Consider the following 22,073-nt stretch of genomic DNA (forward strand, 5'->3'; position numbering starts at 1 on the left):
AAGACGGCGTATGGATAGTCTCAATCGGATGGCCACGGAGCTCGTTGACGAGGCCATCGACTTTGCCGACGAACTCACGATAGACGTACACGCGCTGGAGGGTGACGCCGCGGTGCTGGACTTCGGCGTCGAGGTCCCCGGCGCTGTCGAGGCCGGCATGCTACTCGCGGAAATCCAGACGGCCGGGCTGGCGACGGTCCAGTCAACGATGGACACCATCAGCGGCGCGCCGCTGAACCACGTTGAACTGTCGACAGACCATCCGGCACTGGCTCTGCTGTGCTCGCAGAAGGGCGGCTGGGAGCTGGCCACCGATGGCTTCGAGGCGCTCGGGAGCGGTCCCGCACGCGCGCTCGTCGCAGAGGAGGAGGCCTTCCAGCGCATCGGCTACCGCGAGGACGCCGACTTCGCTGTGCTGGCTCTAGAGACCGACGAACTGCCGGATGAGGCCGTCGCGAGCCAGGTCGCCGAGCGCACCGGCGTCCCCGAGACCGGCGTGTTCCTGCCGTCATTCGCGACGGCGAGTGTCACCGGGAGCGTCGTCGCCGCGGCCCGAGCCGCCGAACTGGCCGTCTTCCGGCTTGCCGAACTCGGCTTCGACCCGGTGTCGGTGCTGTCGGCCAGTGGTCGCGCGCCGGTCGCGCCGGTCGCCGATGACGAAGCGACTGCGATGGCTCGGACCACAGACGCACTCGCCTACGGCAGCGAGGTCCACCTCACCGTCGACGAGTCCTTCGACCGCTTCGACGAGGTTCCCTCCATCGCGGCCCGAGAATATGGCGAGCCGCTCGAAGGCGTCTTTGAGGACGTGGACTGGGACTTCGCGGAGCTTCCTGTCGAACTGTTCGGCCCCGCGGCGGTCACCATCGATGTTGTCGGCGGCGACACGCACGTCGTCGGTGAGACGAGCGAGAACGTGCTAGCCGAGAGCTTCGGCCTGTAATCAGGTATGCGCTACAAGGTCGCGCCGCCGGCCCGTTCGCGCTCGTTTCTGGAAACCGCAAGAGAGGCGCTTCCGCTTGTCCCTGACAGCGAGGCGGACTGTTGTCGGGCGATACAGATGGCTACCGACGTGTCTGACCGCGAAACGGCCCAGAAGTACCTCGTGTTCCTGCAGGCGCTGGGACTGGTTGCCGAGAGCGAACGGGGCTACTACAGGACGAGGGAGGACTTCGACCGGACGGACCTCGCGACAACGTTCAAGAAATCTGTCTTCGGCGTCGACGTGCTCCTCGCCGCTCTCAGTTCGGAGCCGAGAGATAGTGATGCTGCCTTCGGTGCACTTCGGGCTGAGATTCCTCGCTGGGAACGTGAACGCCACACCGACTGGGAAGCCGTCTGGCGGGAGCGCACGGTGAATCTACTGGAATGGGCCGTGCTGTTCGGGCTCGCCGAAAAAACGGACGACGGCTATAGGTTACCGACCGGAGACGGCGCGGATCGGTGAGAAGAGGGACTGGAGACGGCGGGTCGCTACTCCGCAGGGTCGGTGTCGGTGACCGTCCCAACGCCCTTCGAACTCCCCTCGCGGAAGACGAACTTCTGGCCCTCTTCGACGAGATAAGAGCGGAACTTGAACCGGACTCGGGTCTTGCCGGCGTCGCCCGGGAGCAACTGCCCGCCCTCCGGGTAGAAGGCCGCGGCCTCGCTGACCGTTTCGAGGTGAACCACGGGCTCGTACCCGTCGCCGATGCGGGTCGGGTGGTTCAACACCATCACCTCGGCCTCGAACTCCTGCACCGGCGACGGGTCCGCGTCGCTCGGCAGCAGGACCATCCCACGCTCGATATCCGCCTCGCGGACGCCCTTCAGCGCGATGCCGACGATGCGACCGGCCTTGGCCTCGTCGACCCGGTGGTAGTGCATCTCGATGGACCGGACTTCGACCTCCCGGAAGCTCCCGTCCTGCATCGGCCCGAGCAGCAGTTCGTCGCCAGCCTCGACTTCGCCGGATTTGATCGTGCCGGAGGCGACCGCGCCGACCCCCTGAACGTTGTACGTTCGGTCGACATACATTCGGAAGTCACCTACCTCACCGGCGGTCTTTGGCAGCGCCTCGAACATCTCATCAAGAGCGTCCAGCCCTGCCTTGGTGACGGCGCTGGTGGTGACGACGGGAACAACGGTTTCAGAAATTTCGTCGATAGCCGTGTCGACGCCGTGGCGCTCCACCCGGAGCGGCGTCTTGTCGACCTCTCGCAATGCCTGCTCGACTGAGCGTTCGACTTCGGCGACCCGTTCTCCGTCGACAAGGTCAGTTTTGGTGATGGCAACAATTGTGGGGAGGTCCGTCGCCAGCAGGATGCCGAGATGTTCGCGCGTCGTCTCGGTCACTCCGTCGTCGGCTGCGACGGTCAGAAGGCCGTAGTCGAGCTTCTGGCCGACGAGGCCGCGGATCGTCGTCCGGAGCCACGGCTCGTGACCCACGGTGTCGACGAAGGAGACGAGTCGGTCGGATTCTTCGACGACCCGCGCCCGGTCGTCCTTTCGGTGCGGGTTGTCCATGCGAATCGGCTCCCCGGCCTCGTCAAAGCCGTAGACGCCGTATGAAAGGTCCGCCGAGAGGCCTCGCTCGACCTCGTGTGGCTGCACATCCAGAAAGCCACGTGTCCCGCCTTCGCCGTCGTCGGCGTCGCCGGTGACCAGCGACCCCACGAGGGTTGACTTGCCGTGGTCGACGTGCCCGGCGGTTCCCACGACAATGTGATCGTCGTCCGCGAGGACCGACCCTTCGGAGACCGTCGCGACGCCTACGATACCGTCTGTGTCGGTCGACCCGTCGTCCGAGACGCCGTCGACGCCCCACGTTTTGACATCCTCGATGTGTGCGCCGGCTTCCTCTGCCAGCAGACTGAGTACGTCCATCGACTCGGAGAACTCCGCCGGCGAGATACCGGCGAGACCGCCATCGTCGGTGACGCCAACGACGTACGTCGCCTCCCCATCCCCGGAGAGAACGCGGTGGCGGAGTTGCGCTGTGAGGGATTCGAGTCGCCCCTCGGACAGGTGAAGATTCTCGGTGAGCCGTTCTTTGAACTCGACGCTGCCGCCCTCCCGTTCACCGCGGTCAAGCGCGCGCCGGAGGACAGCCCGGTCGGGGCTCATATCCTCCCGTTACTGTGGGGTAGACATAAGCCTTCCCCGGATTTACGGTTCCAGAGCGCTCCTGAATCCGGTGACTGAGTGTGTCTCTCACAGTAGCGGCTGGACGGATATTTATACCTAAAGGCGAAGCCAGACCGCTCGTGGACTGAGCCGCTAAACGGGGTTTGCGGTCGTGTGACGCCGCCCCGTGGATAGTAGGAGCTGTCGATGGCGTCACCTGTTCGCCAGTCCAGGTAGCGACGGTTCCAACAGCAACTGGAAACACCGAATGTGACGGGTCAGTTCCGATACGGTGCGACCGCTTCGAGAAAGCCGTCGCCGTAGCTCGCATCGGTCACCCGGTCGGCTCGTTCGAGCGCTGTTTCATCGGCGTTGGCGACGGCTACGGCCTCACCGGCCAGGTCGAACATCTGGGCATCGTTCACCGAGTCACCGACTGCCAGAAACTCTGCCGGGTCCAGATCCAGCTCCGCACACACCGCTTCAAGCCCCGTCCCCTTGTCGACGACAGGGTCTGTCACGTGGTAAGCGAAGCCGGTATCGAGGACGACGAGTCCGCGCGCCGCGGCCAGTTCCTCCAGCGGTTCGAGCGGCTTGTCGAGTGAGACAACGAGTTCCGTCTCGCGCCATCGGTTTGCAAGGTCTATCTGTCCGAAGCCAAGGTCGTGGCCCAGATCGCGATAGGCATCACCGACCGCCAGCGCCGCCTCGTGGTCGCCTTCCAATCTAAGTTCGTCGGTTGCTTCGACGAACACGACGCCGCCGTTCTCGGCAACGACTGTCCGGTCGCGGCCGAGAAACTCACAGAGCGCAATCGGGAACGGCATCGCTTTGCCAGTCGCGATGACGACGCGTGCGGGCCACTCCCGGAGGACCGGCACAACATGGGGGTCAAGCGCGCGGCTCTCGTCGGTCAGTGTCCCGTCGATATCCACGATAAGGGGCGGTGTGTCGCTGTCCATACGTTCGGGTTTGGAGCGTCGGATATGTGGGTTGCGGTCAGTCGTCGGTTAGCGTCTCGTAGGCCGATTGCACCCGCTTGAATTCTCTTTCGCTCCCGCCATCAGTGTCGGGATGGACCTCCTTGACTTTCTCTCGATAGGCTCGTTTGATAGTACCTTGGTCTGCATCCGGGTCAAGGTCTAACCGCTTGTAGGCCTCTGTCGGACTCGGTCCCGACGACTGGACGCGCTGTCGGCGTTGCCGACCGCCCGCTGTCTGGCGTCGCTGCTGCTGTCGTCCCTGCCGACGGCGTTGACCGCCCTGGGTCGCTCGTGAGCGGCGCGCTCGGCGGCCGTCCCGCGGTGGTTCCCATTCCTCCCGTGGGCCAGCCCCGAACCCGCCGCGGCGGGCGTTCCCCGTGTTCTGTGCCGCCTGTCGCTCGACCCGCTCGTAGAGGCTTGCGGCCATCTTCCCGCTGAGGTGGTAGTACATGAAATACGTCGACACCCCGAACATGAGCGCCAGAAAGAGCACCGCAGGATTGATCACAAGGCCCACCGCCGTCAGGACGACTGTCAGGCCTCCGAACACCACCGCGATTCCCTTTGTGAGCCCATCGTACTGCACGCACGTTGCTTCGGCCCACAGGCCTGTAAGCGTCCCGCCTCTCGCACTCCAGCCGGTCTGCCCCTGAAGTCGATAGCGGACAGCGTCTCGGATGGGACAGGGACAAAACAGAGTACACGAACACGAGAACGACATCGCACGGACTGATAGACAAGTTCTGTCAAAACCGCACTACTGCGGAGTGTCTGACACAGCCTCAGTACCTCCCTACGCACTGTTAGTGAGCGCATATCCCCACCCGCAAACCCCCACCAGTTTCTACTGGATATCTCACTCACGTCTGGTGGTTCACGGGGTCGGGTTTTCACTTTCACCTCGGTCTAGACAGTATTAAGGAGAGTCGACGGCATCTATTCCGTTGTACGCGGCTATCGTTTCACGCGTCACCAGCACAGTTCGTCGAACACCGTAGCCGCGACTTCGGAGATTGCTACGGCCGCCGCCGAATCGCAGACAAGAAGGATTAAACGCTATCGATGACTACGTATTCGCCGCCAGAAATGACAGGATCACGGGTAGCTACGACGAGGGGTATCGACCGACAGACGGCCGCTGTCGGGAGGAGGAGCGGGCGATGAGTAACAGCGACCTTTCCGCTGACGAGATCACGCTCCCGATCAAACGTACCGACGGTGACACTATTGAAGAGCGACTCACAGGCAACGCCTACCACAACATTCTCCCGGCTCGCTACCTCCGGAAGGATGCCGACGGTGACCTCATCGAGGAACCCGAAGACCTCTTCGACCGTGTCGCGAAGAATATTGCGCTCGCCGAGGCTGTGTTCGAGGCCGACAAGCAAGATGTTGACGTACGCGTCTCGCCCGAGCAATTGAAGCCCGACCACCCGCGGCGCGACGAACTCGCCGACGAAGTGTTCGGTAAAGGAACGTCTGTCGACGACGACGTCGAAACTGAACTCTCTGTTTACAACGTCAACAAGTTCGCCTACGAGACGGTCGTGCCGGAACTGCCCGAGGGCGTCCGCGACCACGTCGAATCGACCGCCAACGCCTTCCAGGCACAGATGGAGCAGCTCTCCTTTATGCCGAACTCGCCAACGCTGATGAACGCCGGCGACGAACTCCAGCAGCTTTCCGCCTGTTTCGTTGACTCGCCCGGCGACGACATCGACGACATCCACCAGACCGCAAAGGAGGCCGCACAGGTCTTCCAGTCCGGCGGTGGCATGGGCTATGCGTTCTGGAAGCTCCGCCCGTACGGCGACCCCGTCGGCTCGACTGGCGGCATCGCCTCCGGGCCCATCACGTTCATGCGGACCTACGACCAGATGTGCGAGACGATCGCGCAGGGTGGCGCCCGCCGTGGCGCACAGATGGGCGTCATGCGCGTCTCTCACCCGGACGTCATCCAGTTCATCCACGCCAAGAACAAGGACGTCTCGCTCGCCGAGACGCTGCGCCTGAATGACCCGGACGACTTCACGCACAACTCCTTCGCCGAAGCGCTGGAGGAAGCACGAGAACTCATCGACGACGGCGGAAAGGTGCCAAAGCACCTCCGGAATGCTGTCGAGGGTCACCTTTCGAACTTCAACATCTCCGTCGGCGTCACCGACGACTTCATGGAGGCGCTGAAAGCCGGTGAGGAATTCACCTTCACGAACCCACGGACAGGCGAAGCGCATATCGCCACCGAGGAGACGAAGGAACTGTACGATATGTTCGGCCTCGGCGAACACGTCGAGGTTGGCGAAGAACTCTCGATTCCGGCCGAGGAACTCTGGGACGACATCGTCGAGGGCGCGCACGAGAACGGCGAACCCGGCGTTATCTACCTCGAACGGGTGAACAAGCAGCACTCCTTCGACGTTGAGGAGCATCCCGACCACGAGATTCTCGCAACGAACCCGTGTGGCGAACAGCCCCTCGAGGAGTACGAGGCCTGTAACCTCGGACACATCAACCTCTCGACGCTGGCCGCCACGGACGCGCCGGACTGGCGCGTCTGGTCGGAGGCCCACGCCGACGAGTACGACTCGACGGAAGCCGCTATCGACGCGTTCCTCGAGGACGCCATCGACTGGGAGGAGTTCGACCGACGCATCGAACTCGGCACCCGCTTCCTCGAAAACGTCGTTACGATGTCCGACTTCCCGGTCGAGAAGATCGAGCAGAAGGTCCGGGAGATGCGAAAAATCGGCCTCGGTATCATGGGCCTTGCCCAGCTGTACATCCAGCTCGGCGTCGCCTACGGGACCGAGGAGGCCAACGAAATCGCCCGCCAGACGATGCGCCACATCAACCACGGGTCGAAGGCCGCGAGCCACGAACTCGCCGAGGAACGGGGCGTCTTCACTGAATGGGAGAACTCCAAGTACGCGAACCCGACAGACTACTCCGACTGGTTCGAGAAGCAGACCGGCGAGGACGCGGCGGACTGGGAAGACGGGTACCCCATCCGCAACCACAACACCACGACCATCGCCCCGACCGGAACGACCTCGATGATCGGCAACACCACCGGCGGGTGTGAACCGATCTACAACGTCGCCTACTACAAGAACGTCTCCGACGACGTACAGGGCGACGAGATGCTTGTGGAGTTCGACGACTACTTCCTCCGTGCGCTGGAGGACAACGACATCGACGTCGAAGCCGTCAAACAGGAGGCCCAGGAGCAGATGGCCAACAACGAGTTCGACGGCGTCGACGGGCTGACGACCGTGCCCGATGCCATCGGCGAGCTGTTCGTCACGACGGGCGACCTCTCGGCGAAGCAGCACGCAGGTATTCAGGTGGCCTGTCAGGAGGGCGTCGACTCCGCCATCTCGAAGACGGTCAACGCCCCGAACGACTCCACGACCGAGGACGCCGCCGAAGTGTTCGAGTACATCTACGACCACGGCGGCAAGGGCGTTACCTACTACCGCGATGGCACCCGCAGCAAGCAGGTGCTGACCACGCGCGCCCAGAACACGGAGTTCTCGGACATGGACGCTGACGAGATCGTCGCACAGATCGAGGAGGTCTTCGGCGGCATCGAAGGCTTCCTCGAGGACGAGGCCGTCCAGGCCGCCATCGACGACTCCATCCAGCAAGTGCTGGGTGTCGCCGACGGAGACGCCGAGTACGCCGAGAAGCAGACCCGACCCGACGTGCTCCACGGCGTGACACAGCGCATCGACACCGGCTACGGGAAGCTCTACGTCAACATCAACGAGGACCCCGAGGCCGACCGGCCGTTCGAGCTGTTCGCCAACATCGGCAACTCCGGCGGCTTCACCGCCTCTTTCACCGAGGCGCTGGCCAAGACCATCTCGACGGCACTTCGCTCGGGCGTCGACCCAGAGGAAATCGCCGACGAACTGCAAGGTATCCGGTCGCCGAAGGTCGCCTGGGACAAGGGCGAGCAGATCCAGTCCATCCCGGACGCCATCGGCACGGCTCTCCGTCGCTACCTCGACGGCGATGTCGACAAGGCCTACCCCGACCAGACCACGCTAGAGGAAACCGCCGAAAAAGCTGAAGGCGAGACCGCCACGCAGACGCAGACCGACGGCGGCGCAGCCGCCGCATCCGACACGAGTGGCGACCAACAGGACATCATCGACGCCGGCGAGAGCCCAGAGTGTCCTGACTGTGGCTCGCTGTCGCTGTACTACTCAGAGGGTTGCAAGACCTGCGAGTCCTGTGGCTGGTCCGAGTGCTGACGTAGTCGTCTGACCACGCGGATTCGGATTTCACCGCGCCTGAAGGTCGTTCTTTTCGCTGTGCGCTAACTCGCTGAGGGCTGGCTACCGGAATTCCGTCACGTCGTACACGCCGGTAATCGTCGTTTCCTCGACAGTCGCGGTGACTTCTGTTCCTTCCTCGGCCGCCGAATCTGCGACGAGCGTGACCGGCTCGATGGGCTGGCGGCGGAGAAATGCCACGATCCGTTCGAGCCACGACGGCTTCCCGCCCTTGCGGCAGACGATGACGTAGCGTGACTCAGCGAGCGACGCCATCTTGGGCTCGAAGTCGTAGTCCTCGTGGTCGGCCGGCGGGACGACGTGGATTACCTCGCCCGCAATCGTCTCGTCCATACGCACGATAGCGACTACAGCGGTATGTGCCGCTCGCTTTGCACTATGAGTACTGCTTGGACACCCAGCCAGAGGCCCCGCTGGGATACGAGTCGGTCTCGTCTTCGGGCTGTGTCTCGCCGCGCTGGTCGACCATCCGGACGACAACGGTGTGACCGTCCGAGGGCGGGTCGTAGGTGTACTCCCACTGTCGCCACGCGTCCTCGGCGGGGCCGTCGCCACCGGCCGCCGGCAGCTGGTCCGAGAGCGTTGCGTCCGCCCACGTCTCGCCGCCGTCAGTGGAGACTTCGACACGCTGGACGCCGCGCAGGCCAGCGTAGGCGTGGCCGCCGATGCGTCGGCGGCCGTCCGAAAGCATCGATTCGTGGTGAAGTTTGGCGACCGGATTCACCGGCCCGGTCCCCTGCCAGCCGCGTTTCTCCCAGTAGCCGTCGGCCTCCTCGTCGAGGACTTCGATCTCTGAGAGCCACTTGACATTGACTTCGCCCCAGTGGCCGGGGACCAGTGCTCGGACGGGGTAGCCGTGGCCGCGCGGGAGGATCTTCCCGTTCATGCCGTAGGCGAGCATGCCGCCCCGCAACGCGTCGATGGGGAACTCCTCGTAGTAGTCGTCGTCAGCCCGGAGCATCACGCACTCACAGCCGCTTTGGATGCCGGCTTCTTCAAGTAGTCTGTCGACGGGAACGCCGGTCCACAGCGCGGTGTCCGTTTTGTAGCCGTTGAGGCTCTCGCCGACACACCGGAGCGTGACGAACCGGTTTTCGGCGTCCATCTCCAGAATGTCTGCGTAGGTGAGCGTGACCTCTTCGTCGACAGCACCGGTGATGGATAGCGACCAGTCCGCGGCCGAGAGTTCCGGGTCGATGGAGTTGATATCAACTTCGTAGAAGCTCTCACTGACCAGCGGATCGATGTCGTCAAAGTCCAGAGCGGATTCCGCTGCGACGGCGAGCTTTTCATCAACATCTTCGAGATCGGCCCCCGGTGCATTGAGTGCGGGTGCGTCGTCACCCGTCGCAACGACTGATCGCCGGTTGCCAGCTGTGTAGCCGACCGTTGCCGCACCGACGGCCACACCGACCGTCGAGAGCGCCCGCCGTCGTTTGGAGGAGATAGGTGACATCCGGTCACCCAGTCCGTCCAGCGCCTGTGCGAGTCCCACGACGGCGGCGGCGGGCACCGCCGGGCCAGCGGCGAGGACGACTTCGCCGGTGAGAACGACGCCGACGGCCCAGGTTACGACGGCTGTTCCGACAACCGGGAGGGCACGATTGTTCGCCAGTTGGCCGGTGAGGATGGCTGCTCTGGCCGCCAGTGCGATGAACAGCCCAGCGAGTCCGATGGCGAACAGGAGATTGAGCTGTTGGCCGAGACTGCCGAGTGTCGAGATCGCGGTCGAGACGATGATGCCGGGCATCGACCGCGCGAGCGTCCGCTCGATTGGCGAGGCGATAAATGCCGGCGCGTAGCCGGTCACCGCGTAGGACCCGGCCAGGCCCGCGATAGCTGCGGCAACGCTGGCCAGCAGCCGACCGCCGGGCGAGTCGAGGAGGTCGTCAGTCATGGCTATATCGACGGCCTACCCCGCAAAAGGGATTGTTCCAATTTCGGCCAGAATCCGTTCCGAAACTCCGGAAGACACAAGCGAGCGGGGCTGCTCTACGGAATCATGGACGAGCAGCCCGGCGGTCGGCCATGTCCGCTCTGTGAGCGGGCAATGTACCACCGACACTGCAAGTACGTCTGTCCGGAGCACGGCGTCGTGTATGACTGCGCTGACACGTTCTACTGACGAGACGCTCGCGGGTTTAATATCTTGGAACAACGAACAGAGTTGTATGAGTGGTCACGGGGGAGAGATTTCGGTGCTACACGTCGACGACGACCCCGACCTTGGCGATCTCGTTGCGGTCCATCTGGAGCAAACGCACAGTAATCTCGCTGTCTGTACCGAGCGAAGTGCAGCCGATGGGTTAGAGCGATTGTCCGAGCACACGTTCGACTGTGTCGTTAGCGATCACGACATGCCGGGCATGGACGGGCTCGAATTTCTGAAGGTCGTCCGCGAGGAGTACGAGGAACTCCCGTTTATTCTCTTTACTGGCAAGGGAAACGAGGAAATCGCGAGTGATGCCATCTCCGCTGGCGTCACCGAATATCTCCAGAAAGGAATGGGGACAGACCAGTACGCCGTGCTTGCCAACCGTATTGAGCGGGCTGTCGAGGAACGACGGGCCAAGACCGCGCTCGAAGAGTCCGAGCGGATGCTGTCGACGCTCATTTCGAATCTCCCGGGAATGGTGTATCGCGCCCGGAACGAGCCCGATTGGCCGATGGAGTTCGTCAGCGACGGTGCAGCGGAGCTAGTCGGCTACAGTTCGGAGACGCTCGAACGTGGCGACGTCTCCTGGGGCGCGCTGATTAAGGATTCCGAGACGGAGCGTCTCTGGGAAACAGTCCAGACCTGTATCGCCGCCGGCGAACCGTTTGAAGTCTCCTACCAGGTCGAGACGGCCGACGGTGAGACCCGCTGGATGTGGGAGCGCGGGCGTGTCGTCGACACCGACGACAATGGCGTCGAAATCCTCGAAGGGTTCATCACCGACGTGACTGCGCGCGAGGAGCGCGAACGGGAACTCGCGGAGCAACGGGCATTTACCGAGAAGCTCATCGACTCTGTCGACGATATGTTCTACGTGGTCGGCACCGACGGGAGCCTGGTCCGGTGGAACGACACCGTCCAGTCGGTGACCGGCTACACCAACGAGAAGTTAGCGTCGATGGGGATTGGCGACCTCATTGTGGATTCCGACCACGAGAAACTATGGAGGATATTCGAAGAGACGCTAGAAACAGGGTACGGAACCATCGAGGCAGGAGTCGAGACAGCTGAGGGCGAACGGCTCCAGTACGAGTTTAAGGGCACGCTCATCGAAGACGAGCGCGGCGACCTGTTCGGGATTGCCGGCATCGGCCGGGACATCACCGAGCGGAAGCGCCGGGAGCGAGAACTCAGAGAGTACCGGACGCTGGTCGAAAACGTCGGGGACCCGATGTACGTCCTCGACAGGGACGGGACCATAGAGATGGTGAACGAGGCGATGGCCGTCCATCTGGGGTACGACCGCTCGGAAATCATTGACTCGGAGCCAGCCCGGTTCATGCCCGAAGGAGACGTCGAGAGAGGAACAGCACTCATTCGTGACCTGATTGACGACGACAATCGGACGTGGGCGGCCTACGAGATGCGGACGATATCGGCTGACGGGACGGTCCGGATCAACGAGGACAGGATCGCACCGCTGTTCGACGAGGACGGGAACTTCGACGGGTCAGTCGGCGTGATGCGCGAGACGACAGAGCGAAAGCAACGCGAGCGGGAACTCGAACGCTACGAGACGATCATCGAGGCCGTCGGCGACCCGGTGTACACCCTCGACGACGAGGGCGTCTTCACCTACGTGAACGAGGCGGTAGAGCGACTGACAGGGTTCGAACCGGATGCACTCATCGGTGAGCACATCTCCACGATTATGGCTGGCGAGGACATCTCCCGCGGCAGCGACCTCATCCGGACCATGCTGTCTGACCCGACCCGGCAGAACATGACTTTCGAAACGGATATCGTCGATCAGAATGGGGATCACACCCCTATCGAGATCCATATCGCGTTGCTTCCAGCCGAAGACGAGGAGTTCAACGGGACAGCGGGCGTCATCCGCGACATCAGCGACCGGAAAGACAGGGAACGACAGCTTACAGAGTTCGCATCTGTCGTTAGCCACGACCTTCGAAACCCGCTGAACGTGGTCAAAGGGCGAATATCAGTTGCCCGGACGTCAGGCGACGTCTCACATCTTGAGGCGGCTGAGTCCGCGGCTGACCGGATGGACGACCTCATCAACGACCTGTTGACCCTCGCAAGGCAGGGCGATACGGTCGGTGAGACGACAATGGTTGACCTCGCCGCCCTCGCAGGGCAGGCCTGGGCCGATGTCGAAACCGGCGAAGCCAGGCTTGAAAAACACGGGACAGCGACGGTCGAAGCTGACGCGGCACGGCTCCGTGCGGTGTTCGAGAACCTGTTCCGGAACAGTGTGGAACATGGGTCCGCAAGCGACCAGAAGCAGCCCGACGACGCGGAGGAGCGCGAGTGTTGCACGAACACCTCAGCCCCGATTACTGTCTCCGTCGGGACAACGGATACCGGATTTTATGTGGCCGACGACGGCGCTGGTATTCCGCTGGAAGAGCGAGATAACGTGTTCGAACGGGGCTACACCACAAGCGATACGGGAACCGGGTTCGGGCTGGCAATCGTCACGGAGGTCGCACAGGCCCACGACTGGTCGGTATCGCTGACAGAAAGCGATGGCGGCGGCGCGCGATTCGAGTTCACGACGAGTTCGGAGCGCTGACGTGGCGGTAGGCCGGCCCCGCAAGCACCAGCACAGCCAGCGCCGCGGAAAGCAACAGGACATGCGGGAGTGCGTCGACGGTGAGACCAGTGAGCGTCAGCGACCGCAGTGACGCGCCTGCGGTGACCTCGACGGCAACCCACGGAATCTCACCGAGAAACGTCCCGACAGCGAATGAACGCGGCGAGACGCGGGCGAACCCGGCCCCATAGGAGACTGGGTCCGCGGGCACCGGTGAGAGCCGCGCTGCGAGAACGCCTCTCGTCTCGCCGGTCACCTCGATGATCCGCCGGCCGGAGTCCCCCAGCCAGCCGAACATTCCGCCTTGCTCACCGGCCCGGAGTGCGAATCGGTAGGGGATGAGGCAGGTGACGAGTGCGCCCATCAGCGCGACCGGGAAGCCATATTTGACCCCGAGGACGAACCCGACGAACGCAGATAACGGCATCGTCGGCCACGCGAAGAACGGGCGGACCAGATACAGGCCGACGATGACACCCGCGAGGTAGACGGGATGGTCGGCGAGGTGCATCAGCTGGGCCACCACCCGCTCGGGTGTAAGCAGCGTCGTCGCGATGGCGACGACTGCGACTAGCCCGACAGTCCCGACCAGCTGTCGCTTCGCGAGGCGGTCCATCTACCCAATTGGGCGGTAGCAATCGACAAACGCTTTGTGGTATCTTTTACGTTGCTCGGGGTTGAATCGGCGATTGTGTCCGAGACGCGAGACCCGGTCGAACTCGGTGTCGAACTACTCGCCCATCTGGAACACGGGGAACTGTCCGTCGCCGACGCCCTCGACCGTATCGAGACGGTGACGACCAACCCGCAGGTCCAGCGAGAGATACTCGACACTGCAGTGATGCGGGGGCTCATCGAACGCGAGAACGGCGTCATCCGCCCGCGGTCACAGGGATCGTACGTAAACTTCGACAGCGATGTCGTCGTCCGTGACGGGGATTTCTCATGCCAGCGCTGTGGTGCAGCTATTAGTACGGGCCACTTCGTCCAGTTTGACGACGGCGAACTGGGCCCGTTCGGGTCAACGTGTATTCGGAAAGTGTTAGGACGGGAGTAACGAGGGGCGCGACCGAAGGGAGTGGCCCTCGGTGGACAAGCGGCGACCGAAGCGAGCCGCGAGTGGCGAAAGCGTGGTTGCTGTCACAGCGCCAGTCTCAGCGTGTAATCGAAGACAACGACCAGAAAATAGTGAGCTGTCCGAAACAGGCACCAAGGCGAAACGCGGCGGCTTAGCGACCCTGCCGGAGTTCCTTGATGAGCTGTTTGATTGTGCGCTCTTGCTTCTGGAGCTGTTCGTTCTGTGCTTCGACAGCGTCGGTCAGTTCGGCGACCTGTGCTTCGAGTTCAGCGATATCGGAGTCTGTGGCGGTGTCCGACTTGACCGATCCAGTGTCTCTACCGGCCGTGTCTCTGGATCGTGTTTCCGTCGTGGCTTCGGTGGTGGCGCCCTGCTCATTGGTCGGTGCGGTCGCGGCCTGTGTACTGGCGCTCGTGGATTCAGCCTCGGCATCGTCACCGCCCTCCTCATCGTTGCTCACAAGCGGGTCGATGCCGGATTCGAGGCCGAGCCCGTTGCCGGCTTCGTCAGCACCCTTGTCGGGGTCGCCCCCAACCGTGGCGTTGAGATCTGCAAGCGAATCGACCTCGTGGTACGCAAAGAGGGCTTCTTCGAGCGTTTTCCGGACCATCGGTGCTTCCTCGGACGGCGCTTTGATGCGCTCTGGTCGCTCGTTAAATGAGAGGACGACGGCCGTAGCGACGCTGCCCTCCTCGAACTCTAGGCCGGTCACGTCGTCGAAGGAGAACGCCTCGTAGTCGGCGTCCCAGGTGACGTTGCCGATGTGCTTGAGCAGCTGGCGATCGGTAATCACCAGCGTGAGTTCGCTGAACCGGAATACGCCGGCGAGACTCTCATCGGGGGCAATGCCGCCCGCGACAGTGAGTTTCCCTTCAAGCAGTCGTTCGAGGACGGCATCAGCGCGGCTCCCGGGGACAGACAGTTCGAGCTTCTCACTGGTGTAGATGAGTGAGAATTTAGTTTTGCGCCGGCCTTCCGAAACCGTGAGCCGTTCGAAGTCATGTGGATAGCTGGCGACCTTCTCGTCGCTGAGAAGGCCCTCACCACGGTAGACGAGCGTCCGGGTTGGTGTAAAACAGGCCGCGTCTTCATCGCCGAGGTTGACACCGCCCCGGATCTCCTCGTCCCCGAGTTCCTGCTGGACGAGGTCTGGTATCTCCATACTGCCTGCATACCTGCGTGGTGGCTTAAATCCGCGGGTCGAGTATCAGCGCCGATGAGGCGCCCACAGCGTGAGACTGCTCCACAGTCTCGACGGAGATGAGAACCTTCAAGACGGCTAACGGCCAACGCCTGAATGCACCCGCGCCCGGGTGGCTTAGCTGGACATAGCGCCGCACTCATAGGGTCTTTCGACTCATGCGGCAGTGCACCCGTCATGACCCCGGGGCGCTCGTCACGCCCCAGACCTGGGCCATGCGGAGATCGAGGGTTCGGAGCCCTCCCCGGGCATTTTACTAAAATTTGCCATACCCAGAGTGGTGACACACATCCTCAGGGAGACGGTGACGTCCGATGGCGGTGAGTAGCGCCTTCTGTTACAGGTTATCTGTCGAGACCAGTACCTCGTGACTGGAGACAGCGCCATTCCGGCCGCGGGTCCGAGGTTCCCCCTCAAACCGGACCGTTGCGCCGGCATCAATGTCCGTTTCGTTCGTCCAGTAGTGGCCGATGACTTCGTCGGCATCGTTGTATACCTTCCCAACGAACACAAGATAGTCAATCGGCGACTCACGGGTATTTTTCGCCGTAGCTCTGACAACGACATCCTGCTCGCTGGCGCGGTATTCCGAATTTGAGACGGTGACGCCGTTAGGACCGTACACCGCTGGCGATGCCGGACCCGGCGACACCTCGAAGCTCGCAATCTCGTCGGGATTCTCAACATCGATGCCGGGATCGGCACGCGCCAGCCACGCCTCGCCGGGGCGCAACCCGCGCGTGTATGTCCTTGTTGAAGCGAGGTATTCGTCGTTCCCGTCAAACCAGTCCACCGTCAGGCTGGCCATCCCCGTGATGGCGTCGCCGGTGTTAGTCGCTGCCACTTCGGCCATCGGCGTAGTCTCATACCCTAAACCCACCTCAACGAGTCCCGTGCGACCAACCTCAAGTCCGGCTTGCGGTGCAACGACTCGATAAGTGTGGCCAGCGTCCGTGCCAGTGATCCGATACTGAACCTCCATGGCCTCGGTGGGCGTGATTTCGTCGCTCGTGAGGGTTTCAGCCTCACCGGGATCGATGGGGCCAATCTCGATCTCGGTTTCGTCCCACCCCGACGCTTGCGAGGTGGTATACTGGAGCGTTCCCTGATAGGTGCCCGTCACCTCGCCAGTGTTACGAACAGTGATCTCCAACTGGTGTGTCTCGCCGACCGATACTGTGTCCGGTCCCTCGAAGGATTCGACTACGAACAGCGCCGAAGCCTCTGTCTGAGTCTCCTGCGATGTAGAGCCGTTGGTTGCCGGCGGCGTGTCCGACTCGGTTGCCGTATCACGCTCTGGTGTTGTCGCGCCGCCGCCCTCGTCGTCACCAGACCCAGCACACCCCGCGAGTAATCCTGCCCCAGCCAGTGTCAGGTATGTTCTCCGGCGCATGATAACTCAGTTTAACAGACATATAAGTAAAATTTGGCCCGAGTGATAAGATGGGTTGTGGTACTGTGGGACCGGACATTTTCCAAATCGCATCGACTAGCAGCCACCGGAGTCTTTGTCCCGGGTCTGGACAGACAGTACCAGACCACCCGAGCAGTGGTCTGTCGAGCGAGCAGACTGTTTCGTCGGCGAGCGGCTCTCAAACGCCGGCACGCTTGCTCCGACTGCTCGGCGTATGTGCCGTCGCTTCGTGAGAAAAGAATCGCCAGCGATTAGCCCGACGAGAGGCCGCTGCCGGGGAACTGCTGAAAAACAGATTCAAAATCGTCAATCTCTGCGGCCGTGGCATCGACCTTTGCACGGAGTTCTTCGGCCCGTTCATTGACAGTCTGGTATTCGTCGCTCGCTTCTAGTTGCGGCGTGTTCTTTTGCGTTTCCAGCGTCGCCTTCTTCGAAGCCACGGCGAAGTACTCCTGGACCTGATCGTCGTATGTGGTCCGGACGAGCATCTCCGAGACAGTGTCGAGGAGGTCCTCGCGGCTGACCGGTTTGGTCAGGTACTCGTCGAAGGGCATCTCGACGATGTCAAAGTCTGGGTCAACGGCCGTCACCATCACCACTGCAGGGTCGATACCCCGCTCTGCGATGGTATCGAGGACCTTGTCACCACTCATGTCGGGCATCTGCCGGTCCAGAAAGACGACGTCGACGGACGCGTCGACTAACTGGAGTGCTTCCGTACCACTGTGTGCGGTCCGAACATCGTGTGCGGTCAGCAGCCACGTCGAATACAGGTCCGCGATATCTTGCTCGTCGTCAACGACGAGCACCGTTGCCTCCTCGGTCTCACCACGCTTTTGCACTTGTTGTCCCTCCTGTCGGCTCACGCACTGCTCTCACGGTGACTTTCCTGAACAGCAAGATAAAGGTACCCAGCGGATTATCGATTCTGAGAATATTATGGTTAATTTACTGACCATTATTGTGTAGCTGTGCTATCACAATGTAGTGACTCATCCCAGAGATGTTAACATAGCGGCGACCATACGCTGTGTGTATGGTGACCGTCTCCGGACCGTGGACGAGTGAGGAGATGGAACAGTTTCTCAGCGCCGAGACTGTGCCACTCCGTCTCGGGTGTCGAACTCCAGCAGACAAGCCCTGGATGCTCTCGCTCTGGTATCGGTTCGTTGACGGTGTCTTTGAGTGTGCAACCGGGGCGGACGCGGCGGTTGTCGACTACCTCGACCATGACGCCAATGTCTCGTTCGAAATATCGACGAACGAGCCGCCGTACTGCGGCGTCAGAGGCAATGGAACAGCGACGATGACAGCAGACGAGGAGAAGACGGTTCTTACTGAGTTGTTGCACCGCTATCTCGGCGGAACCGACTCACCACTGGCCGAACAACTGCTTGCACCCGACCGCCGCGAGATACGGATCACGATTACGCCCGACCGACTCCACACCTGGGACTACAGCAATCGGATGTAACAGCCTGAACCAATGGAACATACAGACTCAACCATGGACAGCGACCCGACAGACATCAAATCAATCGCGGTAAGCGCCACTGACCTCGTTGCAGCCATTGAAGCGACTTCGGACGGATCAAAGACCGTGTTACGCGTCACACCGCCTCTCAGCGGCCGGATGCGGGCGCGTCTCCACGTTGTCCAGCCAGATGACGACGAGGACACGATTCACATCGAGCCCGACTCGCTACTGACTCAGGATGCACCGTCGTATCCGGCGCCCGATGATACCGCCGACGAGCTTCGGGACGCGGACGACGAGACATACTCGGTGGAGCGTCATCGGACCTATCACGAGCAACGACTCGCCGAGTGGCGGGAGTCGGTGCCGGACCACGTCGTCGATAGCACGACACTAATCGACACGGAACACGACATAACCGTGTCACTACTCGGACCGTGATCGGTCGTGCACGTCCACCAGAGGTGTCACAGATACCAGAAGTGACACAATGTATCACACTAGATCTGCACCGCCGATAAAACGTCTAAGTACCACACAGATTGTGGTAAAATGAACGATTAGGGAATCGCTGTACGTGAAACGAAGCGAAACGGCCGGAAACCTCTAGAGGTTATAAGCTATCTCCAATAGAAGCCGTGGATAGGTTCCCTCCATATGTCAAGTTCGTCCGCATACGAATTACTCGCCCAGTTTGATGACTCCATACCGGAGTTCGACGAGCCTTTCGTCTCCGCCGTTCGAGGTTTCGCGTTCTGGACAGCGATTGCGCTCCCGTTTCTGTATCTCCCGCTGCTAATTACCGGCCTGAACTCCGGGGCAACGCGAGTCGCGTTCGTCGCACTCGTCGTCTGCAACGCTGTGACGCTGTTTGTCGGGCACGCACACAGAGGAGACAACTGAAAACGGAACCCTTCGACTTCGGCCACCAGTACAGATATCGTTGCCCACCACTTCGTGTTACCGCTGTGGCCATATTTTCAGCCATGTGTCGCCGTTCGCGTGCACACGTCACGAACCACAGTCATCGCAGGTGTCGGTCTGGGCCACGTTGAACCGCTGGTCAGATTCTCCCGCTGAGCGCCACGGACACAACCAACCGCAACGCGCAGTCGTCTCTCAGTCTCGGCGAAGTCGCCCATCGTATTGGCATCTCGTCGAACAGGACCGCTCAGCGTGGACGCCGGAGGTCGATCTCGGTCTCCACGCCGAGGCGGTCTGAGCGCTTTGACTCTGATGTCGGCTATTCTTCAAGGAGGTCGACCCACTCTCTGAGCGGCCCCCGAACACCGTCGGCTGAAATCGTCACCTCGCCGTCGAATCGCCACGTCGCCTGCGGGGAGTCCGAACCGAACCGCATCGGAATGGAAACCGACAGATCGTCGGCCGTGAGATGGAGTGGCTCGTCGCGGTCAACCGTCTCGTCGAGCAGCCGTTCGACGGCCAGGCGGAGCTGTTCCGGGTCTGGGTCTGGAAGTTCCGTGGATTGACTCATATCTGTGACTTAGAGCTGAAGCTACCTCCGTGTTGTGTCGAACTGGTCGGTCTTCCCCGTCACTTAGGGGTGTGTAGTCCTCAGACTGTGCCGATGGAGCTGGAAACACCGTACGCCCTCGGAGGAACCTACTACGTCGAGACGGTGTCGATCGGGAAACAGACGGACGACGAGACGGTGCGCGATTGCGTGGTCTGTGGCGGCCACGTGTACGCCGACGACTGGCATCTCGTCGTTGGGGTCCTGAATACAGACGGCAGACGACAGCTCCACCACCACTGTAGCGACGACTGCCTGACTGAATGGCTCAAACTCATGACGGCTGCCTGAGCACCGGTGAGTCCGCGGAGTCTTGACGATGGAACGCGTCGGGAAAATATGGACGAGCGCACGGGCGTGTTCAGGGTCTACCGCGTCGTCGACGCGGTCCCGCACATCAATCTGTTCGACACCGATGCAACGCGGCTCTACACCGTGTACCAGTCCGGCTACGGCGAGCGACAGCCGGCAGTCGACGACCTCCGGACGGGCGATCTCGTCGAAGCGACGCTGGGCGGCGACCCCGACGACTCGGATGAGGCCTGGTCGCTGCTTTCGTTCGAGCGGCTCGATCGCGTGACGATGGATTTCGCCGTTGACGCCGAAATCCCAGCAGTGGCGGCTGACCGCTGGGAGCCGGGGCTGGAACGTCCGGCAAGCACCGTACTCGAAGAGGACGGCGAGCCGGTCGCGGAATGTTTCGTTCAGCCGCGCGCGCCGCTGCCAGGCGGTACCTTTGTCCCGAGCGTGCTCACCGGCCTCGTGCCGATGGAATCACTGCTGACCGAGCTCCCCGGTATCGGCGAGCCGCCGACGGACGCTATCTTCATCGACCCCGACCCGCCCGATGCTGACTCGTACTCACGACCCTATGGCGTCGCCGTGCTGTTCACTGCTGGCGCTGACGAACTGCTCACTGAGTTCCGGGAGCGATATGATCTCTCTGCCGGCGCGGACAACAGACCCGAGTACGACCCGTACGGGCTGTGAATTGGCTACGGCAAGAACGAGCGGCGGGGCGCTACATCGTGATGACGAGCGGCACCGGGACGAAACAGAGCATCCCTAGAACGAACGTAACTAGGCCAACAGCCCAGCGGCCCGGCCCCAGCGGTGTCTCGTCCAGCGGCGTCGCGGACCCGAGCCGGCCGAACACCAGCGCCAGAATCCCCCAGAACGCCCACAGTCCGGCCGCTCGGCCGCCCTCGAAGACCACGAGGTAGCCAGCGAGTCCAAACAGGGCGACGGGGACGGCAAGCTGGACCAGCGACAGGCGGTCGCCGAACAGCGACCGGGCGACGTGTGCGCCGTCAAGTTGGCCAACGGGCAAGAGGTTCAGGAAGGTCACGAACGCCCCCACCCAGCCGCCGATGACGACCGGGTTCGGGAGGAGTTGCGGGTTCGCGTACTCAAGCTGTTCGCCCATGACTGCGGCGATACCCTGCAACAACAGCGGGTAGCCGAGTTCGATGTTCGTGACGATGCCACGGGTTACCTCCACTGGTGGGAGCGTCACGCCGATGGCAGTCACGACGACGGTCGCGGCGAGTCCGGCCAGCGGACCAGCGACACCGATGTCGAACAGCGCCTTGCGGTCGGGGATGTGGTCGTTCATGCTGATGACCGCACCCAGCGTCCCGAGCACGTTCGGAAACGGCAGGAAGTACGGTAGGCTCGCTTCCACCTCGTGATAGCGGCTCATGACGTAGTGGCCGAACTCGTGAATTGCGAGAATTCCCAGTGCGGCTGCGGCGAAGGGCCACGCCGTGAGCATGGCTGTCGGGTCTTCGAGCACGGACAGCCCGTACCAGCGGGTCCCGGCGTACAGCGTCGACAACAGCGTCAGGACGGCGAGCCCGACGTTCAACCACGGGACGCCGTCGACGCCGAGCGACCGCTCCCGCGCGATCAGCACCCACTCGCCCATCTCCCGCTTGAGCGCGACGCGGTACCCGCGCTGACGGAACGCCGGTGCGATGCGATGGATGACCTGTTCGGACTCGGTCATCGGCTCGCCGTAATACCGGACGCCGTCCTCGGCGGTCCTGTCGATCTCGTACACGTAGAACGTGTCTGCGAGTGCTTCCGGGTCCGGCAACTCCGGCTGCGAGGACTGGGTCGCCATTACCAACCTTTAGGGTTCGACCCGTTTGAACCTGTTTGCCGTGTCACTTTCGACAGCCAGAGTCGACCATCCACAGCCAATAA

The 22,073-nt window shown here is 62.2% G+C and carries 22 protein-coding genes and 1 tRNA gene; 12 read left to right on the forward strand and 11 right to left on the reverse strand.

Features of this window, described 5'->3' with window-relative positions; all coding sequences use genetic code 11:
- Positions 1 to 10 precede the first annotated feature (10 nt).
- Both mch and RBH20_RS10195 read left to right on the forward strand, forming a co-directional pair.
- Complete coding sequence (mch, locus tag RBH20_RS10190) at positions 11 to 943, forward strand: methenyltetrahydromethanopterin cyclohydrolase (RefSeq protein WP_306708184.1); 933 nt, start codon at positions 11 to 13, stop codon at positions 941 to 943.
- A gap of 6 nt (positions 944 to 949) precedes the next feature.
- Positions 950 to 1,447 (forward strand): hypothetical protein, encoded by a 498-nt coding sequence (locus RBH20_RS10195; protein WP_306708186.1) that lies wholly within the window; start codon positions 950 to 952, stop codon positions 1,445 to 1,447.
- A 26-nt stretch (positions 1,448 to 1,473) separates the two neighbouring features.
- On the opposite strand, the gene RBH20_RS10200 is transcribed toward RBH20_RS10195, so the two are convergent.
- The 3 genes from RBH20_RS10200 to RBH20_RS10210 all read right to left on the reverse strand — a co-directional run bounded on the left by RBH20_RS10200 (position 1,474) and on the right by RBH20_RS10210 (position 4,674).
- A complete protein-coding gene (locus RBH20_RS10200; protein ID WP_306708188.1) occupies positions 1,474 to 3,105 on the reverse strand; it encodes a GTPBP1 family GTP-binding protein in 1,632 nt (543 codons plus the stop codon).
- Positions 3,106 to 3,383: 278 nt separating this feature from the next.
- The gene (locus RBH20_RS10205) at positions 3,384 to 4,067 is read right to left on the reverse strand and encodes a phosphoglycolate phosphatase (RefSeq protein WP_306708190.1); all 684 of its coding nucleotides are present in this window, start codon (positions 4,065 to 4,067) and stop codon (positions 3,384 to 3,386) included.
- A 37-nt stretch (positions 4,068 to 4,104) separates the two neighbouring features.
- Positions 4,105 to 4,674: a J domain-containing protein gene (locus tag RBH20_RS10210; RefSeq protein WP_306708192.1), complete on the reverse strand. Its 570-nt coding sequence runs from the start codon at positions 4,672 to 4,674 to the stop codon at positions 4,105 to 4,107.
- Positions 4,675 to 5,248: 574 nt separating this feature from the next.
- Between RBH20_RS10210 and RBH20_RS10215 the strand changes: the two genes are divergently transcribed.
- Positions 5,249 to 8,347 carry an adenosylcobalamin-dependent ribonucleoside-diphosphate reductase gene (locus tag RBH20_RS10215; protein WP_306708194.1) on the forward strand — a complete coding sequence of 1,033 codons (3,099 nt, stop codon included), beginning with the start codon at positions 5,249 to 5,251 and terminating at the stop codon, positions 8,345 to 8,347.
- An 84-nt stretch (positions 8,348 to 8,431) separates the two neighbouring features.
- Here the strand turns inward: RBH20_RS10215 and RBH20_RS10220 are convergent, their stop codons facing one another.
- Both RBH20_RS10220 and RBH20_RS10225 read right to left on the reverse strand, forming a co-directional pair.
- Positions 8,432 to 8,722: a hypothetical protein gene (locus RBH20_RS10220; protein ID WP_005538095.1), complete on the reverse strand. Its 291-nt coding sequence runs from the start codon at positions 8,720 to 8,722 to the stop codon at positions 8,432 to 8,434.
- Between the two features lie 43 nt (positions 8,723 to 8,765).
- Entirely contained in the window at positions 8,766 to 10,286 is a 1,521-nt protein-coding gene (locus RBH20_RS10225; RefSeq protein ID WP_306708196.1) for a sulfite oxidase, read from the reverse strand.
- Between the two features lie 105 nt (positions 10,287 to 10,391).
- Here RBH20_RS10225 and RBH20_RS10230 point away from each other — a divergent pair, with 105 nt between their 5' ends.
- Both RBH20_RS10230 and RBH20_RS10235 read left to right on the forward strand, forming a co-directional pair.
- On the forward strand, positions 10,392 to 10,514 hold the full coding sequence (locus RBH20_RS10230; protein WP_004591539.1) for an HVO_2523 family zinc finger protein: 123 nt from the start codon (positions 10,392 to 10,394) through the stop codon (positions 10,512 to 10,514).
- A gap of 46 nt (positions 10,515 to 10,560) precedes the next feature.
- A complete protein-coding gene (locus RBH20_RS10235) occupies positions 10,561 to 13,140 on the forward strand; it encodes a PAS domain S-box protein (protein WP_306708198.1) in 2,580 nt (859 codons plus the stop codon).
- On the opposite strand, the gene RBH20_RS10240 is transcribed toward RBH20_RS10235, so the two are convergent.
- Positions 13,118 to 13,777, reverse strand: a complete 660-nt coding sequence (locus tag RBH20_RS10240; RefSeq protein WP_306708200.1) for a TVP38/TMEM64 family protein — start codon at positions 13,775 to 13,777, stop codon at positions 13,118 to 13,120. The genes RBH20_RS10235 and RBH20_RS10240 overlap by 23 nt on opposite strands.
- 51 nt (positions 13,778 to 13,828) lie before the next feature.
- On the opposite strand from RBH20_RS10240, the gene RBH20_RS10245 reads away from it, so the two are divergent.
- Positions 13,829 to 14,218, forward strand: coding sequence for a DUF5830 family protein (locus tag RBH20_RS10245; protein ID WP_306710416.1), 390 nt, complete (start codon positions 13,829 to 13,831; stop codon positions 14,216 to 14,218).
- A gap of 172 nt (positions 14,219 to 14,390) precedes the next feature.
- Here the strand turns inward: RBH20_RS10245 and RBH20_RS10250 are convergent, their stop codons facing one another.
- A complete protein-coding gene (locus RBH20_RS10250) occupies positions 14,391 to 15,401 on the reverse strand; it encodes a hypothetical protein (protein WP_306708202.1) in 1,011 nt (336 codons plus the stop codon).
- Positions 15,402 to 15,546: 145 nt separating this feature from the next.
- Here RBH20_RS10250 and RBH20_RS10255 point away from each other — a divergent pair.
- A tRNA-Met gene (locus tag RBH20_RS10255) sits at positions 15,547 to 15,691 on the forward strand.
- Positions 15,692 to 15,777: 86 nt separating this feature from the next.
- On the opposite strand, the gene RBH20_RS10260 is transcribed toward RBH20_RS10255, so the two are convergent.
- The gene (locus RBH20_RS10260; RefSeq protein WP_306708204.1) at positions 15,778 to 16,833 is read right to left on the reverse strand and encodes an FxLYD domain-containing protein; all 1,056 of its coding nucleotides are present in this window, start codon (positions 16,831 to 16,833) and stop codon (positions 15,778 to 15,780) included.
- Between the two features lie 272 nt (positions 16,834 to 17,105).
- On the reverse strand, positions 17,106 to 17,696 hold the full coding sequence (locus RBH20_RS10265; protein ID WP_306710418.1) for a HalX domain-containing protein: 591 nt from the start codon (positions 17,694 to 17,696) through the stop codon (positions 17,106 to 17,108).
- Between the two features lie 194 nt (positions 17,697 to 17,890).
- Here RBH20_RS10265 and RBH20_RS10270 point away from each other — a divergent pair, with 194 nt between their 5' ends.
- The 3 genes from RBH20_RS10270 to RBH20_RS10280 all read left to right on the forward strand — a co-directional run bounded on the left by RBH20_RS10270 (position 17,891) and on the right by RBH20_RS10280 (position 19,234).
- On the forward strand, positions 17,891 to 18,328 hold the full coding sequence (locus RBH20_RS10270; protein ID WP_306708206.1) for a pyridoxamine 5'-phosphate oxidase family protein: 438 nt from the start codon (positions 17,891 to 17,893) through the stop codon (positions 18,326 to 18,328).
- A gap of 33 nt (positions 18,329 to 18,361) precedes the next feature.
- Positions 18,362 to 18,772 carry a hypothetical protein gene (locus tag RBH20_RS10275; protein WP_306708208.1) on the forward strand — a complete coding sequence of 137 codons (411 nt, stop codon included), beginning with the start codon at positions 18,362 to 18,364 and terminating at the stop codon, positions 18,770 to 18,772.
- A gap of 216 nt (positions 18,773 to 18,988) precedes the next feature.
- A complete protein-coding gene (locus RBH20_RS10280) occupies positions 18,989 to 19,234 on the forward strand; it encodes a hypothetical protein (protein WP_306708210.1) in 246 nt (81 codons plus the stop codon).
- A 340-nt stretch (positions 19,235 to 19,574) separates the two neighbouring features.
- Here the strand turns inward: RBH20_RS10280 and RBH20_RS10285 are convergent, their stop codons facing one another.
- Positions 19,575 to 19,826, reverse strand: coding sequence for a hypothetical protein (locus RBH20_RS10285; RefSeq protein ID WP_306708213.1), 252 nt, complete (start codon positions 19,824 to 19,826; stop codon positions 19,575 to 19,577).
- A gap of 93 nt (positions 19,827 to 19,919) precedes the next feature.
- Here RBH20_RS10285 and RBH20_RS10290 point away from each other — a divergent pair, with 93 nt between their 5' ends.
- Positions 19,920 to 20,156, forward strand: coding sequence for a hypothetical protein (locus tag RBH20_RS10290; RefSeq protein ID WP_306708215.1), 237 nt, complete (start codon positions 19,920 to 19,922; stop codon positions 20,154 to 20,156).
- Between the two features lie 48 nt (positions 20,157 to 20,204).
- Positions 20,205 to 20,855, forward strand: a complete 651-nt coding sequence (locus RBH20_RS10295; RefSeq protein WP_306708218.1) for a hypothetical protein — start codon at positions 20,205 to 20,207, stop codon at positions 20,853 to 20,855.
- A 31-nt stretch (positions 20,856 to 20,886) separates the two neighbouring features.
- On the opposite strand, the gene RBH20_RS10300 is transcribed toward RBH20_RS10295, so the two are convergent.
- A complete protein-coding gene (locus RBH20_RS10300; RefSeq protein ID WP_306708220.1) occupies positions 20,887 to 21,990 on the reverse strand; it encodes a site-2 protease family protein in 1,104 nt (367 codons plus the stop codon).
- Positions 21,991 to 22,073 lie beyond the last annotated feature (83 nt).

Source organism: Haloarcula sp. H-GB4 (assembly GCF_030848575.1).
Classification (GTDB): Archaea; Halobacteriota; Halobacteria; order Halobacteriales; family Haloarculaceae; genus Haloarcula.